Annotated in this window: 14 protein-coding genes and 1 pseudogene; 7 read left to right on the plus strand and 8 right to left on the minus strand. The window is 67.2% G+C overall.

Annotated features, from left to right (window positions below; translation table 11 throughout):
* Positions 1-60 precede the first annotated feature (60 nt).
* The 3 genes from ACWEQQ_RS12530 to ACWEQQ_RS12540 all read right to left on the minus strand — a co-directional run bounded on the left by ACWEQQ_RS12530 (position 61) and on the right by ACWEQQ_RS12540 (position 3,541).
* On the minus strand, positions 61-1,635 hold the full coding sequence (locus ACWEQQ_RS12530) for a PucR family transcriptional regulator ligand-binding domain-containing protein (protein WP_452348267.1): 1,575 nt from the start codon (positions 1,633-1,635) through the stop codon (positions 61-63).
* 90 nt (positions 1,636-1,725) lie between these two features.
* Positions 1,726-2,700, minus strand: coding sequence for an aldo/keto reductase (locus ACWEQQ_RS12535; RefSeq protein WP_452348268.1), 975 nt, complete (start codon positions 2,698-2,700; stop codon positions 1,726-1,728).
* Positions 2,701-2,884: 184 nt separating this feature from the next.
* Complete coding sequence (locus ACWEQQ_RS12540) at positions 2,885-3,541, minus strand: response regulator (RefSeq protein ID WP_452348269.1); 657 nt, start codon at positions 3,539-3,541, stop codon at positions 2,885-2,887.
* 193 nt (positions 3,542-3,734) lie between these two features.
* On the opposite strand from ACWEQQ_RS12540, the gene ACWEQQ_RS12545 reads away from it, so the two are divergent.
* From ACWEQQ_RS12545 to ACWEQQ_RS12565, 5 genes and pseudogenes are all read left to right on the plus strand, one after another.
* The gene (locus tag ACWEQQ_RS12545) at positions 3,735-4,445 is read left to right on the plus strand and encodes an MIP/aquaporin family protein (RefSeq protein ID WP_452348270.1); all 711 of its coding nucleotides are present in this window, start codon (positions 3,735-3,737) and stop codon (positions 4,443-4,445) included.
* A gap of 31 nt (positions 4,446-4,476) precedes the next feature.
* Positions 4,477-4,668 (plus strand): annotated as a pseudogene (locus ACWEQQ_RS12550) (catalase); the annotation flags it as partial.
* A 119-nt stretch (positions 4,669-4,787) separates the two neighbouring features.
* Positions 4,788-5,270 carry a Dps family protein gene (locus ACWEQQ_RS12555; RefSeq protein WP_452348271.1) on the plus strand — a complete coding sequence of 161 codons (483 nt, stop codon included), beginning with the start codon at positions 4,788-4,790 and terminating at the stop codon, positions 5,268-5,270.
* Positions 5,271-5,424: 154 nt separating this feature from the next.
* The gene (locus ACWEQQ_RS12560) at positions 5,425-6,300 is read left to right on the plus strand and encodes an NAD(P)-dependent oxidoreductase (RefSeq protein WP_452348323.1); all 876 of its coding nucleotides are present in this window, start codon (positions 5,425-5,427) and stop codon (positions 6,298-6,300) included.
* A gap of 202 nt (positions 6,301-6,502) precedes the next feature.
* On the plus strand, positions 6,503-6,631 hold the full coding sequence (locus tag ACWEQQ_RS12565) for a hypothetical protein (protein WP_379439127.1): 129 nt from the start codon (positions 6,503-6,505) through the stop codon (positions 6,629-6,631).
* Between the two features lie 77 nt (positions 6,632-6,708).
* Here ACWEQQ_RS12565 and ACWEQQ_RS12570 read toward each other — a convergent pair whose 3' ends face one another.
* Together ACWEQQ_RS12570 and ACWEQQ_RS12575 are read right to left on the minus strand one after the other, a co-directional pair.
* Positions 6,709-7,167, minus strand: coding sequence for an anthrone oxygenase family protein (locus ACWEQQ_RS12570; RefSeq protein WP_452348272.1), 459 nt, complete (start codon positions 7,165-7,167; stop codon positions 6,709-6,711).
* A 15-nt stretch (positions 7,168-7,182) separates the two neighbouring features.
* Positions 7,183-8,427, minus strand: a complete 1,245-nt coding sequence (locus tag ACWEQQ_RS12575; RefSeq protein WP_452348273.1) for a M24 family metallopeptidase — start codon at positions 8,425-8,427, stop codon at positions 7,183-7,185.
* 119 nt (positions 8,428-8,546) lie between these two features.
* Here ACWEQQ_RS12575 and ACWEQQ_RS12580 point away from each other — a divergent pair, with 119 nt between their 5' ends.
* Positions 8,547-11,276: a helix-turn-helix transcriptional regulator gene (locus tag ACWEQQ_RS12580; RefSeq protein ID WP_452348274.1), complete on the plus strand. Its 2,730-nt coding sequence runs from the start codon at positions 8,547-8,549 to the stop codon at positions 11,274-11,276.
* Here ACWEQQ_RS12580 and ACWEQQ_RS12585 read toward each other — a convergent pair.
* Both ACWEQQ_RS12585 and ACWEQQ_RS12590 read right to left on the minus strand, forming a co-directional pair.
* A complete protein-coding gene (locus ACWEQQ_RS12585; protein WP_452348275.1) occupies positions 11,268-12,266 on the minus strand; it encodes an MBL fold metallo-hydrolase in 999 nt (332 codons plus the stop codon). The genes ACWEQQ_RS12580 and ACWEQQ_RS12585 overlap by 9 nt on opposite strands.
* 161 nt (positions 12,267-12,427) lie before the next feature.
* Positions 12,428-13,750, minus strand: coding sequence for a family 1 glycosylhydrolase (locus ACWEQQ_RS12590; RefSeq protein ID WP_452348276.1), 1,323 nt, complete (start codon positions 13,748-13,750; stop codon positions 12,428-12,430).
* Positions 13,751-14,173: 423 nt separating this feature from the next.
* Here ACWEQQ_RS12590 and ACWEQQ_RS12595 point away from each other — a divergent pair, with 423 nt between their 5' ends.
* A complete protein-coding gene (locus ACWEQQ_RS12595; protein ID WP_452339220.1) occupies positions 14,174-15,037 on the plus strand; it encodes an Ig-like domain-containing protein in 864 nt (287 codons plus the stop codon).
* A gap of 110 nt (positions 15,038-15,147) precedes the next feature.
* Here the strand turns inward: ACWEQQ_RS12595 and ACWEQQ_RS12600 are convergent, their stop codons facing one another.
* A complete protein-coding gene (locus ACWEQQ_RS12600; RefSeq protein ID WP_452348277.1) occupies positions 15,148-19,104 on the minus strand; it encodes a patatin-like protein in 3,957 nt (1,318 codons plus the stop codon).
* Positions 19,105-19,188: the final 84 nt, after the last annotated feature.

Here is a 19,188-nt window from a genome sequence, read left to right on the forward strand (position 1 = left end):
CACACCGCTCACACCGACGCGGGTGCGCGGCGAAGTGGAGGGCATCCGGATCGAGGCCGGTCAGTAGGTGGCCGGGCCCAGCGGTTCGGCCATCAGGGCCAGGTACAGGTCGATGGTGTCCTCGAGGCGATTGACATTGCGTCCGGTCAGCTCGGTGATGCGGGCCATGCGATTGCGCAGGGTGTTGACGTGGACGTGCAGGGCAGCGGCCGTGACCGCCCACTGGCCGTCGTGTGCGAGGAAGGTGCGCAGGGTGTGTTCGAGGTCGGTGTGGGTGCGGGCGTCGTGGTCACGGATGACGCCCAGCACCTGCTCCGAGAATCGTTGCCGCACCTGGTCGTCGAGCAGGCCGAGCAGCATCCGGAAGGTCGCGATATCGGCGAAGACAGCGGTGTCCGGGCCATGCTGCGCTCGCAAGATCTGGCAGACCTCGCGGGCGCGCACCAGCGATTCCCGCAGTCCACCCGCCGTGGCGATATCCCCTACGCCGATCACGACCCGTTCGGCGGAGACCCGTCTACCGACCTCCGCGGCCAGGTCTCGGGCGAAGCGCGCCAACTCGTCCGCCGAGCGCTCCCACAGGCAGATGGACACCACATCCCGGCTGCCCGCCGCGCTGAAGACCGGTATGCCATGGGTGGCGAAGAACGCGCCGACCGCGTGGGCGATATCGCCGGGCAGGGCATCGGCATCGGAGGCGGCGACCGGTGCGGACACGAGCACTCCCAGCGGCCGGTCCGGTGGCACGCCATAGGCGCGCAGGCGGCGAATCACCTCACCGCTGCTGCGCGGCCCGGAGAGGATCATCTCCAATAGCTCGGTGGCGAAACGCGCCTCGATGGCGTGGACGGCCTGCTGTTTGGTGACCTCCAAGCTCAGGAAGCGCGCCGCCTGGGCCAGCGCGTCCCGATCGGCGGCGGTGAGAGTCGCGGCCGGTTCCAGGCAGTAGAGCCCGGCGTCGATCTCCCCCATCGCGCCCTCCACGAGATACAGCACCGCCGGTCCGGGCCCGAGCAGATCGACCTCGATCGGCGGCGGGGTGCGATTGAGCGCGGCCGCGGCCATCCGCACCTGCTCATCGGTCGGCTCACAGCCGATACTGGCCAGGCGGCGACCTTTGCGGTCTACCACGAGCAGCGGCAATTCCGTTTCACCGCGCAGGATTTCGAGTACGCCCGCCGCACCGCTGCCGCGCGAGAGAGCGGTGGCGAGGGCGTCGCCACGATGGACAGTGGCGGTCAGTTCCGCCTGCAGCACCTCGTTCTGGATCCGAGCGGCCGCTCGGGTGAGCGCGGCGAACGGCACCCCGACACACAGCTCGATGAGCGGCAAACCGTGTGAAAGGCACAGCGCGGCAAGCCCTTCGGGCAGCGACGGGGTCTGCGCCGTGAGCCCGAACACCAACCCGGCCGCACCCGCCCGCGCGACGGCCGCCACGAACCGGTCCGCCGGAACATGTGACAGCCACAGGCCATTGGTGAGCACGAGTTCGCCGGACCGGACATAGGGCGACGGGTCGGCGAGCTCCGTCGTGTGCAGCCAGTGGATCTCCGTCCCCAAGGATTCGGTCAGTTCCGTCGTCACGACTCGCAGCCCCAGGGCGGGATCCGCGACGAGTCGGCCAATAGTCAACACCTGGCGGAATGTACACGGAGAGCCGGTAATTGGTGGATGAACATCCATCCCCTTCATGTGAACGTGCCGGCCCCGGTGCTGGTTACCAGCTCACACACTCTCCGGTGACGGCCCGGCGATCGGCATGGCCCATGCCATGATCTTGTCGATCTCGTCCAGGTCGGAATCGTCGAGCACGATGTCCGCGGCTCGGAGGCTGTCCTGGATATGGCCGGCCTGCCGGGCGCCGACGATCGCGACGTGCACGGCGGGATTGGCCAATGTCCAGGCGATTGCCAATTGACCGACCGTGATGTTGCGGTCGGCGGCAAAGGTCTCCAGCTCCCACAGGGCTGTCAGATTCTGCCGGTAGACGTCGCCGGTGAAGTCGGGGCTCGTGCTGCGCCAGTCGTCGTCGGCGAACGTCGTATCGCGATGCAGCGTTCCGGTCAGCAAGCCATGTGCCAGCGGCCCGTACACCAGCACGCCGATGTTCTGCACCCGGCAGTACGGCAGCAGGTCGTCCTCGATGTCCCGCCGGAACAGGTGGTACGGCGGTTGTACCGTCTCCACCGGCAGCACGGCGGAGAATTCCGCGATCTGCGCCGGGCTGTAGTTCGAGACCCCGACATGGCGGATCTTGCCCGCGGCGACGAGGTCGGCCAGTGCGCCCGCGGTCTCGGCGGCCGGCACGGCCGCATCCGGCCAGTGCACCTGATAGAGGTCGATGTGGTCGACGCCGAGCGCGGCCAGGCTGGCGTCCACTCCCTTGCGCAACCAGTCGGGGCTCGCGTCGCGGACCACGCCGGTGCCGGTCCTGCGCAGCCCGCCCTTCGTGGCGATCACGAGTTCGTCACGGGCGCTGGTGAGTTCGGGGCGCAGCGCCCGGCCCAGGATCCGTTCGGACGCACCGAAGCCGTAGGCCTGCGCGGTGTCGAAGAAGTTGACGCCGAGATCACGGGCACGCCGGATCGCCGTGATCGCGGCGTGCTCGTCGAACCGCCCCCAATCACCGCCGAGTTGCCACGTGCCGAAGGCAATTCGAGAAACGTGCAGTCCGCTTCTTCCCAAAATTGTTGTCTTCATGTCACTCTCCGAATCTCCGTAGGGGTCTTGCTGCCTACTGTCGCGCTCCGGAGGGCGCTTGTCGCCACGGCCAGCGCCCATCGACGATTCCTGCCAGCAGCAATCCCGGCCTTCCCGGCAGCTGCACCTGCCCTGCGTGTGCGCAGCACGGCGGCGCTGCTGCGGGGCGCAGGAGCGGATCGGGTCAGCGCGACTCGAGGAAGGTGATCACCGCCAGCACCCGGCGATGATCGTCGTGGGTCTCGGCGAGATTCAGTTTGGTCAGAATGCTGCGCACGTGCTTCTCGACGGTGCCTTCGGTGACCCACAACTGCCGGGCGATCCCGGCGTTGGAACGCCCCTGCGCCATCAGGGCCAGCACCTCGTGCTCGCGTGCGCTGAGCGCTGCGAGCGGATCGTTGCGCCGGCGGGCGGACACCAACTCCGTCACCAGCGCCGGATCGACGACCGACGCGCCCTTGGCGATTCGCTGGAGCGTGTCGATGAAATCCTCCACATCGGTGACCCGGCTCTTGAGGAGGTAGCCGATTCCCCGGCCGCTGGCCAGCAACTCCATCGCATGCTCGACATCGGAGTGGGCCGACAGCACGAGGATGCCGGTTTCCGGGAATTCGTCGCGGATCGCGCGGGCCGCGTCCAGCCCCTCGGTGGTGTGGGTCGGCGGCATTCGAATATCGACCACCACCAGATCGGGCCGCGTGTCCCGGACCAGCTCCAGCAAGTGCGAGGCGTCTGCGGCCTGCGCCACGACGTCGAACCCCGAACGCGTGAGCAGGCTCGCCAACCCCTCCCGGAGCAGTACATCGTCATCGGCCAGCAGCACCCGCAACGGAGTCGTCACTGAACTCTCGCCTTCCTTGGCTGCGCCGGACATGGATGGCCGATAGACGTCGAGCATAACCGGGCCGATTGCAGGTAGCCGCCATACCCACTGTGGTGCTGGCGGGGAGCACCGATGGATGTCAGCAGCGACGACACCGGCTCGCGTGACAGCGATTCTGGAAGTCCCAGAAGGCAAACCGAGGAGTCGCGACATGGTCACATTCGAAGAGGCCGCCACTGTCCGCGCAGCTGAACCGCACCGGGCGGCCGCTGCCCGCCGGACCGCGGCGAAGTACGCCGTCGAGCTGATCGGGACATTCTTCCTGGTGTTCACGGTCGGGACGGCCGTCCGGAGCGTCGGCCCGTTCGCACCACTGGCGATCGGCGCGGTGCTGATGGTGATGATCTACGCCGGTGGGCACATCTCCGGGGGGCATTACAACCCGGCGGTCACCCTGGCGGTGCTGGTGCGACATCGGATCGCGCTGCGCGATGCCGTCCGGTACTGGATCGCGCAGCTGATTGCCGGGCTACTGGCCGCGGTGGTGGCGCGTGCCGTCGTGGATCCCGCGCAGCCCGCAGCCCCGCCGCATCCGGCCCTCACCTATCACACCATCGCGGCCGCGTTCGTGGTCAAGCTGTTGTTCACGTTCGCGCTGTGCTACGTGATGCTCAACGTCGCCACGAGCAAGAGCCATCCGGACAACTCGTTCTACGGGCTGGCGATCGGATTCACCGTCGTGGCAGGCGGATTCGCGGTCGGCGCGATCTCCGGCGGAGCGTTCAATCCGGCGGTCACGATCGGCGCGGCCGTGCTGGGGATGTTCGCCTGGCCGACGCTGTGGGTGTATCTCGCGGCTCAGCTGATCGCCGGCGCCGCCGCGGGCGCCGTCTTCCTCGCACTCGATCCCGACGATCGCTGATCCGCTCCCTCCACCACCAGAAAGGCAAGCCATGACCAACCCGGCGCCCAGAGCGACGACGACCGATGCCGGCATCCCGGTACAGAGCGACGAGCACTCGCTGACCGTCGGCCCGGACGGACCGATCCTGCTGCACGATCACTATCTGATCGAGCAGATGGCCCAGTTCAACCGCGAACGTGTGCCCGAACGTCAGCCACACGCCAAGGGCGGCGGCGCCTTCGACAAGAAGCTCGGCGACCGCATCGAGCAGGGTGTCCGCACTCAGCAAAGCCTGATCGCCGGAACCACCGATCTCTGGTCCGAATAGTCCACCACCCCAACACATTCAGGAGCACCATCATGACCACTCACATGGAATCGGCAATCGCGTTTCGCGCGTCGTCACGACTGGCGGGCAATCTGCAGCAGGTCCTCGTCGAGCTCACCGCTCTCCACCTCAACGGCAAGCAGGCGCATTGGAACGTCGTCGGTCACAACTTCCGTGACCTGCACCTGCAGCTCGACGAAATCGTCGATGCCGCACGCGAAGCCGGTGACACCATCGCCGAACGGATGCGCGCCCTCGACGCGGTGCCGGACGGCCGGCCCCAGACGATCGCGGCGACCAGCCTCCTGCCGGAACTCCCGGCCGGTGAGCAGCACACCGCCGTCATCGTCGACCTGGTCACCACACAGATTCGCGATGTGGTGGCGACCCTGCGCGCCGTGCACGACGACACCGATGCCGAAGATCCGTCCACCGCGGACCTGCTCCATGCCGTCATCAATCAACTAGAGAAGCAGGCGTGGCTGCTCAGCAGCGAAAACCGCACTGCGGGATAGACAGCGGCGATGTCGGACGAGGCGATGCCGGACCAGGGGAGGACGATGAATCGGGCCCGGTCCGTCCGGCCCGGCCCACTGGCCTTCGGCCTGGAGACGGCCGCCGTTCAGCCGGTCGGCCGACGACGACAACGAGGAGTGTGTGATGACCGGAATGACAGTTGGTTTCATCGGGCTCGGCGCAATGGGACAGGGCATGGCCGCCAGCCTGCTGCGGGCCGGCCATCGGCTCCTGGTCTGGAACCGCTCCCCCGAGCCGGTCGCCGCGCTGGTCGCCCAGGGCGCCGACGCGGCCGGGAGCATCGCTGACGTGTTCGCCGCCGAGGCGGTCGTCTCCATGCTGGCCAACGACGACGCCGTCGAACAGCTGCTGCTCGACCCGGCGCTGCTGGCCGGGGCGAAGGCCGCCGTGCACGTCAACATGGCGACGGTCTCGATCGCGCTCGCCGACCGGGCCGCAGGCCTGCACGCCGAGCACGGCATCGGATACGTCGCCGCGCCCGTCCTCGGCAGGCCCCAGGTGGCCGCCGCCGGCGAACTGAACATCCTCGCCGCCGGCGGTGACACGGCGCTGGCGCAGGCCGCACCGTTGCTGTCCGCGATGGGCCGACGCACCTGGCCTTTCGGTACCCGCCCCAGTCAGGCCAACGCCGCGAAGATCAGCGCCAACTTCCTGATCGCCTGCGCCATCGAGTCCATGGCCGAGGCGTGCAGTCTGGCGGAGTCCCACGGTGTCCGGCCCACCGACCTGGTCGAAATGTTCAGCGGCACACTGTTTCCCGGTCCGATCTACACCGGCTACGGCGGAATGGTCGCCGACCGCCGCTACGAACCGGCCGGCTTCCGGCTGCCACTCGGCCTCAAGGACGTCAACCTGGCCCTGACCGCCGGCGCCGCGGCGAATGTCCCGCTGCCCTTCGGCAGCGTGCTGCGCGACGCCTTCCTCGACGCCCTCGCCCACGGCGACGGCGACAAGGACTGGGCCGCCGTTGCCGCCGTTGCCCGCCGCCGGGCCGGCCTGCCGGCGTAGCCGAGGCAGCCACCTCGGCACCGCAAACCGGCTGGTCAAAGGCCTATTAACCGGAACTTCGGACGCCGAACCGGTCCCACGGAGTAGCGTGCGATCCATGAGCGCATGCGAGGTTTGCGGTAACGATTACGCGATGCCGATCGTCGTCGAAGCTCAGGGAGTGCGGCACGTTTTCGACTGCTTCGAATGTGCGATCCACCGAATGGCACCCATCTGCGAGCACTGCAACTGCAAGATCATCGGTCACGGCGTGGAGGCGGACGGCAGGTTCTTCTGCTGTGCGCACTGCGCCCTGTCCGAGGGTGCGAGAGGCCTGGTCGACCACATCTGAATTCCCCAACCCGACAACGAGAACGAGGCCGAGGCCGCACAACCTGCGGCCTCGGTCTCGTCGCGATCATCAGGTGCTCAGATCGCCAGGAAGAACAGCACGCTCATGGCGAGCGCTGCGGTGAGGCGGCCGATGTTGGAGGCGTGGAAGCGGCCGATTTCGGTGCGGACATCGTCCGGTATGGCCTCGGTCAGGCCCCACTGTGCGACGGCTTTGTAGATCGGCAGGTTGAACACGGCGGTCCACACGAAGAAGCCGATCAGGAAGACGCCGCCGCCGGTCAGGGCGCACACCTTGGCGGTGGTGTCCGGTGCGTGGAGGAACGCCATCCAGACGGCGCTGATGATGGGGATGATCGTGAGTGTGGACAGCACGCGGTTGGTGGCCGCGTGTTGGAAGAAGTCCTGGAAGCCGCGTGCCGCGTCGGCGTCGCTCTGCTGATTCCACATGCCGCGCATGACGGTCAACAGCGTGGTCATCAGGCCGACCAGCATGGCAGCCGACAGAATCGCCAGAAAGGCAAGTGTCCGATACATTTTCGCGCCGTCGATTCAGGGTTGTGCGCGCAGTAGATCGGTGGTGAGCGAATTCAGTTCCACTGCACCGTCTGCCCCGACTACGACGGTACCGCCGATGTTCGCGAGCCTCCCGCCGATGACGCAGTTGGGTTCGAAGGCGAACACCATGCCTTCGGCCAATGGCAGATCGCTGCCGATGGTCGGCACCTCGGCCAGTAGTCCGTACTCGGCGGCCTCCGGCAGTTCGCGCATCCCGCTGCCGAAGCCGCAGACGGTGCCATAGGGATTCATCCCGTGCACCAGTGGATGCACGTTCCAGCCGCCCGCCGCGTCGAGGGGGGCCTTCATCGCGTCGACCACCTGACCGAAGGTATTGCCCGGCCGCAGCGCGGCCACGCCGGCTTCGTAGGAGGCGCGCGCCACCTTCGCCGCCACCTCGATGTCCGGATGCACCTCACCCACGGCGATGGCCACCTGATGCTGGGATTCGCGCATGCCGTACTGGCAGAACACTTCCGCGAGGATGACGTCGCCGTCCTCGATGGTCCGCGGCTCCTGCGGGCGGTAGGACCAGACCGGCGGTCCCCAGCAGGCGAAGCCGGGACCGGACTGGATGAGCATGCCGGGCGCGACCGTGCCCAGCCGGAACGACGTGGACATGGCGGCCGCGTACACCTCGGCCTCGCTCACGCCGGGCGCGGCGACGTCCAGCATGGCCTGCGCCATCGCCTCGCCGATCTCGGCCGAACGCCGCAGCACCGCAAGCTCTTCCGCCGACTGGGTCAGGGTGCGCAGCAGGAACGGAAACCACATCGGCTTGACATTCACCTGCGGCAACTGCTGCAGGACCGCCGTCCACAGCCCGTACGGCATGATCGGGTTGAAGTGGAACGGCGGATACGGCTCCAGGCCGATCACCCCGACCGCCGACCGCTCCAGCCCGTGCTCCTTCAACACATCGACGACGCCCTGGGCATGCTTGGCCACCCGCATGTTCTGCGGTTCGGTCCAGCAGGCCTCACCGCGGCGGCGGGCCTCGATGTGGTCGGCGATGTGCATGGGCGACCACACCAGCGAGATGGGGTCGGCGTCACGGGGGAAGACCACGATCGCGCCGGGACGCTCATTGGTGAAGTAGACGTCGGGCGCGAACGGTGCGGGGCCGCCGGTCTCGTGCTCGCCGTAGATCACCAAGGCGTCGACGCCCTGGTCGTCCATCAGCTCGCGGGCCAGCGCCCAGCGCCGATCACGTTCGCTCAGCGAGTAATTCGGATGCATACCAGCTCCTGATTTCGGTGGGTATCGACTGGTAGGAACGCTATGGCGGTGCGCTGCAGAAGAATTCAGTCAATCGACCGGTCCGTGATCTGTCATGTCCCTTAGGTAGGGTCCGTCGAGTGCTGTACGGGCGTGCCGAAGAGCTGGCGCTGATCGATCGACTGCTGGCGGATGCGGTCGCGGGCCGCAGCGGAGCGCTGGCGCTGACCGGACCCGCGGGCATCGGCAAGACGGCATTGCTCGACTACGCCGCGGCGCGCGCCGACGGACTGCGCGTCATCCGGGTCTCCGGTATCGAACTCGAGGCGGAATTGCCGTTCGCCGGACTGCATCTGCTGCTCCGACCGGCACTCGATCGGCTCCACGCCCTGCCCGAACCGCAGGCCGCCGCCTTGCGCGGCGCCTTCGGCCTGGCCGCCGCGGAGACCGGTGATCGTTTCCTGATCGGTCTGGCCGTGCTGTCGATGCTGGCCGAACTGGCCGAGGACGGGCCGGTACTGTGCCTCGTCGACGACGCCCAATGGCTGGACCGATCCTCTGCGGAGGCATTGACTTTCGCGGCCCGCCGACTGCATCACGAGGGCGTGCTGCTGCTGTTCGCCGTGCGCGGCGGCACCCACCCCGTGGCCGGGCTCAGCGCGCATGAACTGAGCGGACTCGACCGCGCGGCCGCCGCGGCCCTGCTGGACGAACGGTACCCCGAACTCGCACCGCAGGTACGCACCCGCATGCTCGCCGAAACCGAGGGAAACCCGCTGGCCCTGGTCGAGCTGCCGTCCGCGCTGAGCGCCGACCAGCGGACCGGAGCCGCCCCGGCCGTGCCCTACGACCTCGCCATGCTCCCGCTGTCCACCCGGGTACAGACCGCCTTCGGTGCCCGCGCCGCCCGCCTCGACGAAGCCGCGGCCACCCTGCTGCTGATCGCGGCGGCCGAGCAGACCGGGGAACTCTCGGTAGTGCTGGACACCGCCGCCACGTTCGGCGCGAGCCCCGCGGATCTGGCGGCGGCCGAACGCTCGGGACTGCTGGTGCGCCGGGGCGACCAGGTCAGCTTCCGGCATCCGCTGGTGCGCGCAGCCATCCTGCGCGATGCCCCGCTGCACCTCCGGCTGGCCGCACACCACGCACTCGCCGAAACGCTGCACCGCAGCGGTAGTACCGAGGCTGCCGACCGCGCAGTCTGGCATCGTGCGGCGGCGGCGACCGGTCCGGACGACACGCTCGCCGACGACCTGGAGGCCGCGGCCGGCCGCGCATACGAGCGCGCGGACCATGCCGCCGCGTCCGCGGCGATGGAACGCGCGGCCGAGCTGACCGTTGTCGCGGGGACCGGCACCCGGCGCCTGATCTGCGCCGCCAAGGCGGCTGCGGTCGCCGGTGATCTGCACCGAACCGGCGCCCTGCTACGCCGGGCCGGACGAGGACCGATCGGCGAAGCCGATGCCCCACGGCTGGCCGCGCTGCGGGCCGCGGTCGAGGCCGAATTCGGTTCCCGCCACACTGCTGCGCGCATCCTCGTCGACGCCGCCGCCGGGGCGCCGGACGATGCGGCGGGCCCGATGCTGGTCGACGCGGTGCGTAACGGTTTCTTCGTCGGCGATGCCGAACTCACCGAACGCGCGGCCACCCTGCTGGACCGTCGCTTCGGACCCAATGCACTGACCGAGGGGCTGATCGGGATGGCCCGAATGCTCAGCGGTGACGACGAATTCGCGCTACCCAGATTGCGCGCCTGCGCGGAATTCGTGCATACGCGGTCGGCGGAACTCACCCAGGACGAGCGAATGAACGGCGCCGCAATGGGTCTCATGACCGGATTCGACCTCGAAGCCTGTGAACTGCTCGAAACCCTCGTGACCGAGGCGCGCGAGCAGTCGATGCTCGGCGCGCTGCCCATGCGGCTCTACTATCTCGCGTCGGCCGAATTCGCCACCGGGCGCAACCGTGACGCCACCGTGCACGCCGAGGAGGGACTCGCGCTCGCGGACGCCATCGGGCAGCGCAACCAGATGGACGGCCTGCGTTGCACTCTCGCCTGGGCCGCCGCACTGGCCGGTGACGAGACTCGCTGCCGCGCGCTCGCCGAGTCGACCCTCACGGCCGCCCTCGACCGCGGGGAAACCGCCACCGCGGTGCTGGCCATCACCGCCCTCGCCCTGCTCGATCTGGGTGCGGGCCGCTACGACCTGGTAGCCGACCGGCTCGAATCCGCCGCCCGCGGACCGATATCCGGCCACTACATGGCCGTGTCCTTCATACCCCTGCGGGTGGAAGCCGCGGTACGCACCGGGCGGACCGACCACCTCGCCGAATCCCTCGACAAACTCCGCCGCTGGTCGGCCGCCAGTGGATCCCTCTGTACACGTGCGGTATACGAGCGCTGCCTGGCCCTGACCGGCCCCGCCGACGAGGCCGAGGGGCACTACGAGGCGGCCGAGCGCCTGCACGAGAAGGGCGGTCGCCCCTTCGAACGGGCTCGGACCGCCCTGCTCTACGGCGCATGGCTGCGCCGATACCAGCGTAAGGCGGAAGCCCGCACCCGGTTGCGCGCCGCCGCGGAGACCTTCGACCGGCTCGGCGCCCACCCTTGGGCCGAGCGCGCCCGCGCCGAACTCCGCGCCACCGGCGACACCGGCCGGCGGCCGCCCACCGCTTCGGTCCTGGATCTGCTGACACCCCAGGAACTTCAGGTCGTGCGCCTGGCCGCCGAGGGACTGTCCAATCGCGATATCGGCGGCCAGCTCTTCCTCAGCCCCCGCACCGTCGGCTACCACCTGTACAAGGCATTTCCGAAACTCGGTGTGGCGACGCGGGCCGAACTGGCGGCCCTCCTCCACGAATCACGCTGAGCGGGACTGGCTCCGGTAGGTCGCCAGCACATTGAGCCGGTGCAGATTCCGGCACAGCATCAGCAGGCCCTGGGTGGCGATCTCGGCCGGAACCGCGTAATCATGCAGCGCGGCAATCAGACTCGGCGCCAGCGTCTCCGCCCACGGATCGGTGACCTGCGACTGAACCTGCTCCAGGGTCTTTCCCTCGGCAACCGCCACGGCGACCTCGTCCCGGAGCTGCTCCAGGTATCCGATCAACCAGTCGACCGCCTCGAGCGCATTGCCCATCGGCCCGTGCCCCGGCACCACGATCGCCATGTCCGGCAGTGTTTCCCGCATCTTCCGCAAGGAGGCGAGATAGGGCTCGGGCCCGCCCTGCAGCAGCATCGGCGCGATGCCCGCATGGCAAACGTAGTTACCGGTCCATGCGGTGCGGGTATCCGGGACGTACACCACGGTGTCGCCCGGACCGTTGCCCGGCCCGAACTGCCACAGCTGCACGACGCGCCCGCCCAGATCGATCTCGGCGAAGTCGTCGAACACCACATCCGGTGTGCGCCAGCGGGTCACCGCGTCGAACTCCGCCTCCGCGCCGTACATGTTCCCGGTCCGCTGCCGCTTCTCGTTGTCCAGATCGGACATGTTCTCCTTGTTCAGCCGCGACGAGATCACCACCACCTCATCCGGGAACGCGGCATTGCCGAACGTGTGATCGCCGTGATAGGTCGTATTCACCAGGTATCGCACCGGCCGATCGGTCAATGTGGCCGCCTGCGCCTGAATCCGCGCCGAAATGGCCGGCGTAATTCCGGCATCCACCACGAGCGCCGCAGCGCTGCCCACGATAACCCCGTTGTTATCCTTCGGCGGCAGCGTCGCCATCAGCGCGACAACCCCATCCGCGAACCACTGTGCCCGATGTTCGAGCCCCACCGGTGACAGGTTCGGTCCCTGATATCCGTCCGGCCGCTCGGTGAGCTCCCGGTCCGGTATCGCTTGGGCGTTCATCTCATTGCCTTCCCTCGAGAACGGTGAACCCGCCCAACGCTAAGAACCGGCCGCGTCAACGGAATCCGTCGAACGACTGGGGTCGGTCGAGCACAAAGATGTCTTCCAGCCCGAGCGACCGGCCCCCCGACCAGAGATGCTCGAGCACGTCCATGTGGTGCTCAGGGTGCTGTGACCGGGGTGTTGCAGCTGGCGGGAGGATCGACCAGCTCGCAGTCGGCGGGGGCGCGGACCGGCAGGTACTCGGCGGCCACGCCGTTGTGGGCGATGATGTCGTGATAGGTGCCGACCGCGTCGGTGGGTACGCGGTTCCGGGCCGGGTCGGTGCGTACGTTCACGGTGTAGAGGCCGAATCGTGGTGTGTAGGAGCCCCATTCGTAGTTATCGGTCAGGCTCCAGTAGTTGTAGCCGATGAGGTTCATGCCGTCGGTCTTCGCGCGCTGCAGCCAGTAGACGGTGTCTCGCAGGTGTTCGGAACGGGTGTAACCGTCTGCGCGGGGTTGCCCGTTCTCGGTGGGCATGCCGTTCTCCACGATCCACAATGGCTTGCCGGGAAACTGTTGCGAATAGTGTTGCAGCGCAAAGTAGATGCCCTCGGGCCGGACCGGAAGATCCCACATTCCCACCGGGGCGGGCGCCGAACCGCCGGGCGTGTTCGCGGCGGCGAGGTCCGGTGGTTGGTAGCCGAAGTAGTAGTCGATGCCGATGAAATCGAGTCTGTCGCCGATGCGTTCCAGCAGAGGTCCGTTGACCTGTGACTCCGCCCCGGCAACGTAGCCGACATTGCTGGTCACCAATGCGTTCGGCTGCGCCTGATGGATGTAGTCGTAGATGCTGTTGTGCGCCTGCGCCACCTCGTTCAGCATCTGGCCGGCGTCGGTCCGGTTCTGACGTACCTCGTGCATGATGTAGGCGACCGGCTCGTTGATCGTCACCCAGATCGGGTTGCGAGCCGCGTAGCGGTCGACGACCTTCCGCATATTGGTGAGCCAGTCCGCCACCATACCGGGATTGCGCCAGCCGCCCCGGTTCGCCTCCCAGCCCGGATACACCCAGTGGTCCAGCGTCAGCATGGGGCGCATACCGGCTGCCACGATGGCGTCGATCACGTCGTCGTAGAAGGCGAAGGCGGCCGGATCCCATACTCCCGGTTGGGGTTCCAGCCGTGCCCATTCCACGCCGATCCGAAACACCTTGACGCCGAGGTTCTCGGCCAAGGCGATATCCGACCGGAACCGGGAATGGAAATCGACGGAATCGCCGAGGCGGTCCCAGCCCGGATTGTCTTCGATGTAACGAGTCCAATTGCTGTCGGGTGACTGGCCTTCGGATTGGAATCCGGAGGCCGCCACACCCCAGAGAAAATCGTCGCCGAGCACGCCGATGTGTCTTTCCGGTGCGGTGCGGGCGGCCCCGGGCACCAGGAGCAGGGTGGCGGCCATGACCAGCCCGGCCGCGACGAGACAGCGAAATCGAGTGCGCATCAGCACTTCCCCGGGACCAGTACTCGAAATGAGTGAACGCGGTTACTTACTCCTGGATAGCTGCGATTCGTCTCGGGAATATGCCGGGTCGATAGTGGTTTGGCACAACCACGGTCGAGATACGCGCCGGCGCCTCGTGGCGGCTGGGTCTGCGCCCGCGCGGGGCAAGCGTTCCAGCAATGGCGTGAAGATCCTGTGTCCCAACGTCTACAGTGCGTTCGCCCGCAGACGCGGGCTGACCGTGCGGCCGCGCCCAGCGGTCCATGACGACCTGGTCCGCCGTGACACTCACCAAAACTGAATCACGATCATTTCAGAAACTGGTCCATTGACCATTTCACCGTGATCTAATGCTGCCCAACTCGGGTGCGGCAACCCCTCGACGACCGTGTCGAGGGACACCCGATGTCTGTGGGAGAAACAATGATGGACAGCAGTACGCGGCGGGCGGCCGGTTCGATGGCCGCGTTCGCGGTGGCGGCCGGTTTCGCGGTCGCCGCGATCCCCGGCGCGGCCTCGGCCGCATCGGGAACGGTCACCTGGACCGACGGGAACAGCAAGTTCACCCGGACGGTCTCGGACACCAACCCGATCGCCGGCGAAACCATCACCGTCACGACGATGTTCGAGCGGACCGGCATCCCGGTCGAGTACATCTACTCGGTCAAGGACGCGCACCCCGCCTGCCTGACTCCGGTCGCGGGCTCGGGCAGGATGGGCGGCGACCAGGTCACGCTCGACACCTCGGCCCCGGACTCGGTCAGCGCCTCCTTCAGTATCGTCAAATACCCCGTGTACCCGAACATCTCACCGAAGTCCCAGACCTTCGAGGTGCAGTACACCGTGGGCGTCAACTGCGCCCGCGACACCCCGCTGCCGACCTCCATGAGCTACAACGGCTCCCTCGGCTCCGGCAACTACACCGACAAGGGCCCGGCCATCACCGTGTCCAGCGACGCCGTATCGACCACCACGCTCGCCCCGGTGAGCGGCGCCCAGGTCAACAATGCCGTCACCCTGCAGGCGACCGTCTCCCCGGCGGCAGCGGGCGGCACCATCCAGTTCAAGGCGGGCGACCAGGTTCTCGGCGACATCCCCGTCGCCGCGAACGGCACCGCCTCGATCGTCTGGACCCCGGGTGCCGCGGGCACCTACAACATCGCAGCCACCTTCTCCGGCCGCACCGGCGTAGCCGGTTCCACCACCACCCAGGCAGTAACCGTGGCCGACACCCCGACCCCCACCCCCACCCCGACCCCCAAGCCCAGCACCGGCTCCTTCGGCTGATAGCCGCACCCGGACGTACGTGCCCTCTTGCGGTCGGGGTTACCCAGACCGCAAGAGGGCACGTACATATCGAACTCCTTTGCAGGAGGGCAATTCCGGGACCTCGAGCGCTAGACACCCAGGACTGGGTGAGAGTGTTCAGGATGGCGGCTATCGAGGCGGGCTGCCAATCTGCGGCCCAGCCAGGCCAAATCGTAATCATCGCCGGTTCTGTTGCAGCGCACGACCAACCAGTACGTCGATCCTCGCGCTGTGAGATGGCGGATCAGCGGTTTCGAGTCTTCCGCGAGTTTCGCGTGGAAGTCGACCTCCAGCGCATTATTCCGGAGATCCAGCCACACGCCTACGGCACGCCAGGGCGGGACGATGAGCAGCAGGACAAGTCCGAGGACGGCACATGTGACTATCGCGGCCAAACCCCAGTCACCATTCCGTTTGTTGTAGACATGGGCGAGCCACAGGACGATCGTGACAGCAACGTACCCGAAGCCGTACACCAGTGCCCATTGCGATGTCACGGCCTGGGTCTCGTCCAACCCGCACGGCGTCCGTACCAGACAGCCAGGTCGAGTTCCGGCCTGCCGCAGCCCCGGCTTACTCACCGCATGGACGGACAGGAACGAAACAAGAAGGAGAAGAGCGCCGACGAACCCAACGACGGTCGTCCCCCAGACACCGATCGGGAACGATGGACTGCTGATCCACGTGCGAAGGTCGTCACACCAACGCGGTATGTGGTCGAAGTAGAAGAGCGCAATGACGCCGACTCCGATCACCGACCCGAACACCATGAGCGACATGACGATCCGACGCCATCCGCGCAGCAGGTAACGGAGTGTCGCCACCGGGCCACGAACGGGCACGGGCAGACTGCCGAGCACCACGAGCGCCGCCACGACCCCGATCAGTGCGATGATTGTCCATCCGGGAACGTTGTCGGCCGACGTGCGGTTCGTCGACGGAGCCTGGATCGAGTAAACGACAAGCGGCACGACCGGGGTCAACAGCACCAACCCGTGCAGCATCGTTCCGGTCCGAAGCGCGCTGTAGGCGAGCGCTGCGAGCAATGTGCCGGCGCCCAACGCGGCAGTCCAGGGCGGGAGCAGGTTCAGCAGCGACATGACGAGCAGGACACCCCCGACGCTGAGCCCGAGCACCGACAGTCCCCGAGCCGCGAGACCGGCCGACGTCAGCCCTGAGATCACCCAGTACGGCAGGAGCATGACACCGCGAAGCCCGCGTGTCACCGGACGGACGGCGGGCACGCCCAACTGGGGACTGTCCACGGCGGTCACCGCAACGGCAGCCGCCGCAGTGGCAGTCGAGATCATTTGGTCGCTCGACATCTCCTCGCTCAACGCCTCTCGCCCGATCCCCGCGCGGTCGAACGCGCGCAGGGCGTCGACACCGAGCGAAATCCGAATGCGAGCAACCCGGTCGCGCTCCTTCGACGGCGGCGCTTTCGGCAGTGCCGCAATGTGATTCAGTAGATCGGCATTCTCGGAAAGGAAGAGTTCACCGCGGGAACGTCGGTTGGCGCCGTCGCGTCGATCGGCTCTGACGCTCGACGCGAGCGCCGGCAGTTCCTCGAGGATGATGTCGATGTGCAGCGCCCACGCGGCAAGCCTGGCGAGGTTGTCCGCGGCCAGCGGCGGAGCCGTTGTGGTCTTGTCTTCGCCGAGAATCGCTTTCAGCTCGTCGAGGGCGGCTGCGTAGGCCTGCGTCAATTCCGGTTCATCGTCTCCGGGAAACCCACCGTGGAACGCCGTCTCGACAAATTCATCGAGCAGTTGCGCGGCCGTGGCCGTCCGCACCGCAAGGGTCTGACCCAGCCGAACCGGGTCGAGGACCGTACGGCACAGCATCGTGGCCGCGTCGACCCGTCCCCAGATCCAGTCGTTGATTCGCCAAGATTGCTTGAGGAACCCCGCGAATCGGTTGAGCGCCATGCTTGCCGACTTCTCGCGGGGAGTCACGCTCTGCTGCGCGAAGGCGTTGGCCGTGCTCAAGCTGAACTGCACGAGACGTATGAGCGACTCACCCTGTGACGAGCAGTCGAGCAGGCAAAACGACACGATCTCGAGATCGGTGAGCCGTTCGAGCACCTGTGTCGCGCGGAGGTCGGCAGGAACCCCGCTGGTATCGAACAGCTGGCACCATACCGCGACGGCGTCGCCGACAGGGTCTCTGCTGGCGATGTCGAGTGCCGAACAGAATTCACTGACGATGCCGGTGACCGCGTCCTTCATCGCCGCACCGAATGCGCCGGGTCCCGGTGGCCGGGCTTGCGCAGAAGTCCCGCGTGTGGGCGGTGTGAGCGCCTTGATCAGCTCGATCGCCTCGGCGAACTCGGCAGGGAGGTCGTCGAGCCGTCCGGGCTGTCCTCTCACGTGGTACGCGTACGCAGCCAGTCGCAACCGCCAGTAGTCCTGATCAGGTTCGAGGTCTATCAGCGTCGGCTCGGCCAGCCATGGCGTGTCGAGTGCCTCACCAAGCAGGCGCAGCGTCGCGCGGTGCTCATGGATCGCGGTCCGAACAGCGCTGAGTACGTTGCTCGGTGCGACGTTTTCCGCAAGGTGCCGAGCGAAGTCGAGCGCAGCGTCGGCGATTCCGCGGGCGGTCTCGTCACCCCATAGCCAGTGTTTCGAGTCGCTTCGCGGTGACCCGGTGGCGGCGCGCTCCGGTACGTAGGGCAGATCGGCGCCCCACGCGCAGTGCGCGCGCTTGCATTCCTCGAGGACCCGGTCGAATGACCAATGCGGGTGGGCTGGAATACGCGCAGCCAACGTTTGCGCCGCACGTTCGATCCGCACGTTGCGATGATGGGCATCGAGACTGCGTGCGAGGGAACGCAATGCTTCCGAGCGAGGGGGATCCTGAGGCGTCGGCCGCAGCGACTCGATGATGTTCATGCGGCCGTCGGCGCGTCCGCGTGCCATGCGATTATGCCTCTCGACCTCTTCGACGAACGTGCGGCTGCCCTGAGACGACAAGGCGCCGAGCAGCTTTCCGCCGACCTCCGCAATAGAGAGCACCTTGTCCGCATAGTCGGGTTTCGAGGTGACATCGGTCGAGGCGTGCGGATACACCAGCAACATCACGCGCCTCGTCGGTCTATCGGCCCGCAGTCGGTCCACCGCTGCCAGCGCGGCTTTGGTCGGCGTATTCACGAGCACACCACCGTCGATGACAAACCTGGACATGTCCGTCTCGTTCGAGTCGATCCGCGCCCACGACAGCCCCGCCGCGGGGCGGGCCCAGGAGGCGCACGTCGACATGTCGGGCCGCAACACCTCGGCCGATCCCGAATCCGGTTGCGCCACCGGCACGAACGACGGCTCGAACGCGACAGGGAAGCTCGAGCTGCATCGAGCCGCCAGCGCCAGTCGTGCCGCGGTTGATTCGATATTCGCCGCAGCGAATGAGTCGGTCGGCGTGGGATCGCCGAATTCGCGGATATCCCCGTCGGGATCCTGCAAGAACCGGAACTGCGCCTCATGCACATTCTGCGGCAGTTGCTGACCGATTCCGTCTACAACCAGCAGCGGTGCACCGGTGAGGAGGGTCGTCGTAATAGTGAGATCGATCGGTTGTGGCGGGCGCGCCTCGAACGGCTTGGCCATACGCTTCAACGCGTCGGCGAGGTTCGGCAGGTAGTACTCGTCACCGCGCAGCAACGAAGCCGGAGCCCCGCGGAAGGGTTGGCGCAGCAATGTGCGCATCCGGCCTTGCTCGGCCCACACATCCCGCAACGTGTGCATGCCGGCCTTTCCGTTCGCTTGCGCAAGAGCGAGCGCCGCTCCATTGATTCCGCCTGCGGACGTCCCGGTCAGCACATCGACTCGAGCCGAACTTCGAGTCAATTTCAGCATGGCTGAATATGTCGCATTGTCGCCTCTGGTGTCCGATACGCCGCCTGCTTTGGCGATACGATCGATTTCCATCGTGACGCCGCCCATCCACACGGCCAGGCTCACGCCGCCGTTCAACACGACCGCAAATCTGATCTCTTCGGGCGACACCTTGACGAGATCGACGTTGAGGTTGGCATCGACTGCGCCGGTCATACGTCACAGCCTGCATCGAAGGTTGACCGCTGCCACGCGTAACGGACTACCTGGTCAGCGGCTACCGGCTGGACCGAGGTGAAT

The organism is Nocardia sp. NPDC004123 (assembly GCF_053603795.1).

Bases quoted from the DNA above. Each gene is read 5' to 3' on its own strand.
- ACWEQQ_RS12555 (WP_452348271.1), top strand. From the start codon at position 4,788: ATGACCACTCACATGGAATCGGCAATCGCGTTTCGCGCGTCGTCACGA.
- ACWEQQ_RS12545 (WP_452348270.1), top strand. From the start codon at position 3,735: ATGGTCACATTCGAAGAGGCCGCCACTGTCCGCGCAGCTGAACCGCAC.
- ACWEQQ_RS12570 (WP_452348272.1), bottom strand. From the start codon at position 7,167: ATGTATCGGACACTTGCCTTTCTGGCGATTCTGTCGGCTGCCATGCTG.
- ACWEQQ_RS12590 (WP_452348276.1), bottom strand. From the start codon at position 13,750: ATGCGCACTCGATTTCGCTGTCTCGTCGCGGCCGGGCTGGTCATGGCC.
- ACWEQQ_RS12575 (WP_452348273.1), bottom strand. From the start codon at position 8,427: ATGCATCCGAATTACTCGCTGAGCGAACGTGATCGGCGCTGGGCGCTG.
- ACWEQQ_RS12600 (WP_452348277.1), bottom strand. From the start codon at position 19,104: ATGACCGGCGCAGTCGATGCCAACCTCAACGTCGATCTCGTCAAGGTG.
- ACWEQQ_RS12595 (WP_452339220.1), top strand. From the start codon at position 14,174: ATGATGGACAGCAGTACGCGGCGGGCGGCCGGTTCGATGGCCGCGTTC.
- ACWEQQ_RS12535 (WP_452348268.1), bottom strand. From the start codon at position 2,700: ATGAAGACAACAATTTTGGGAAGAAGCGGACTGCACGTTTCTCGAATT.
- ACWEQQ_RS12585 (WP_452348275.1), bottom strand. From the start codon at position 12,266: ATGAACGCCCAAGCGATACCGGACCGGGAGCTCACCGAGCGGCCGGAC.
- ACWEQQ_RS12560 (WP_452348323.1), top strand. From the start codon at position 5,425: ATGACAGTTGGTTTCATCGGGCTCGGCGCAATGGGACAGGGCATGGCC.
- ACWEQQ_RS12565 (WP_379439127.1), top strand. From the start codon at position 6,503: ATGGCACCCATCTGCGAGCACTGCAACTGCAAGATCATCGGTCACGGC.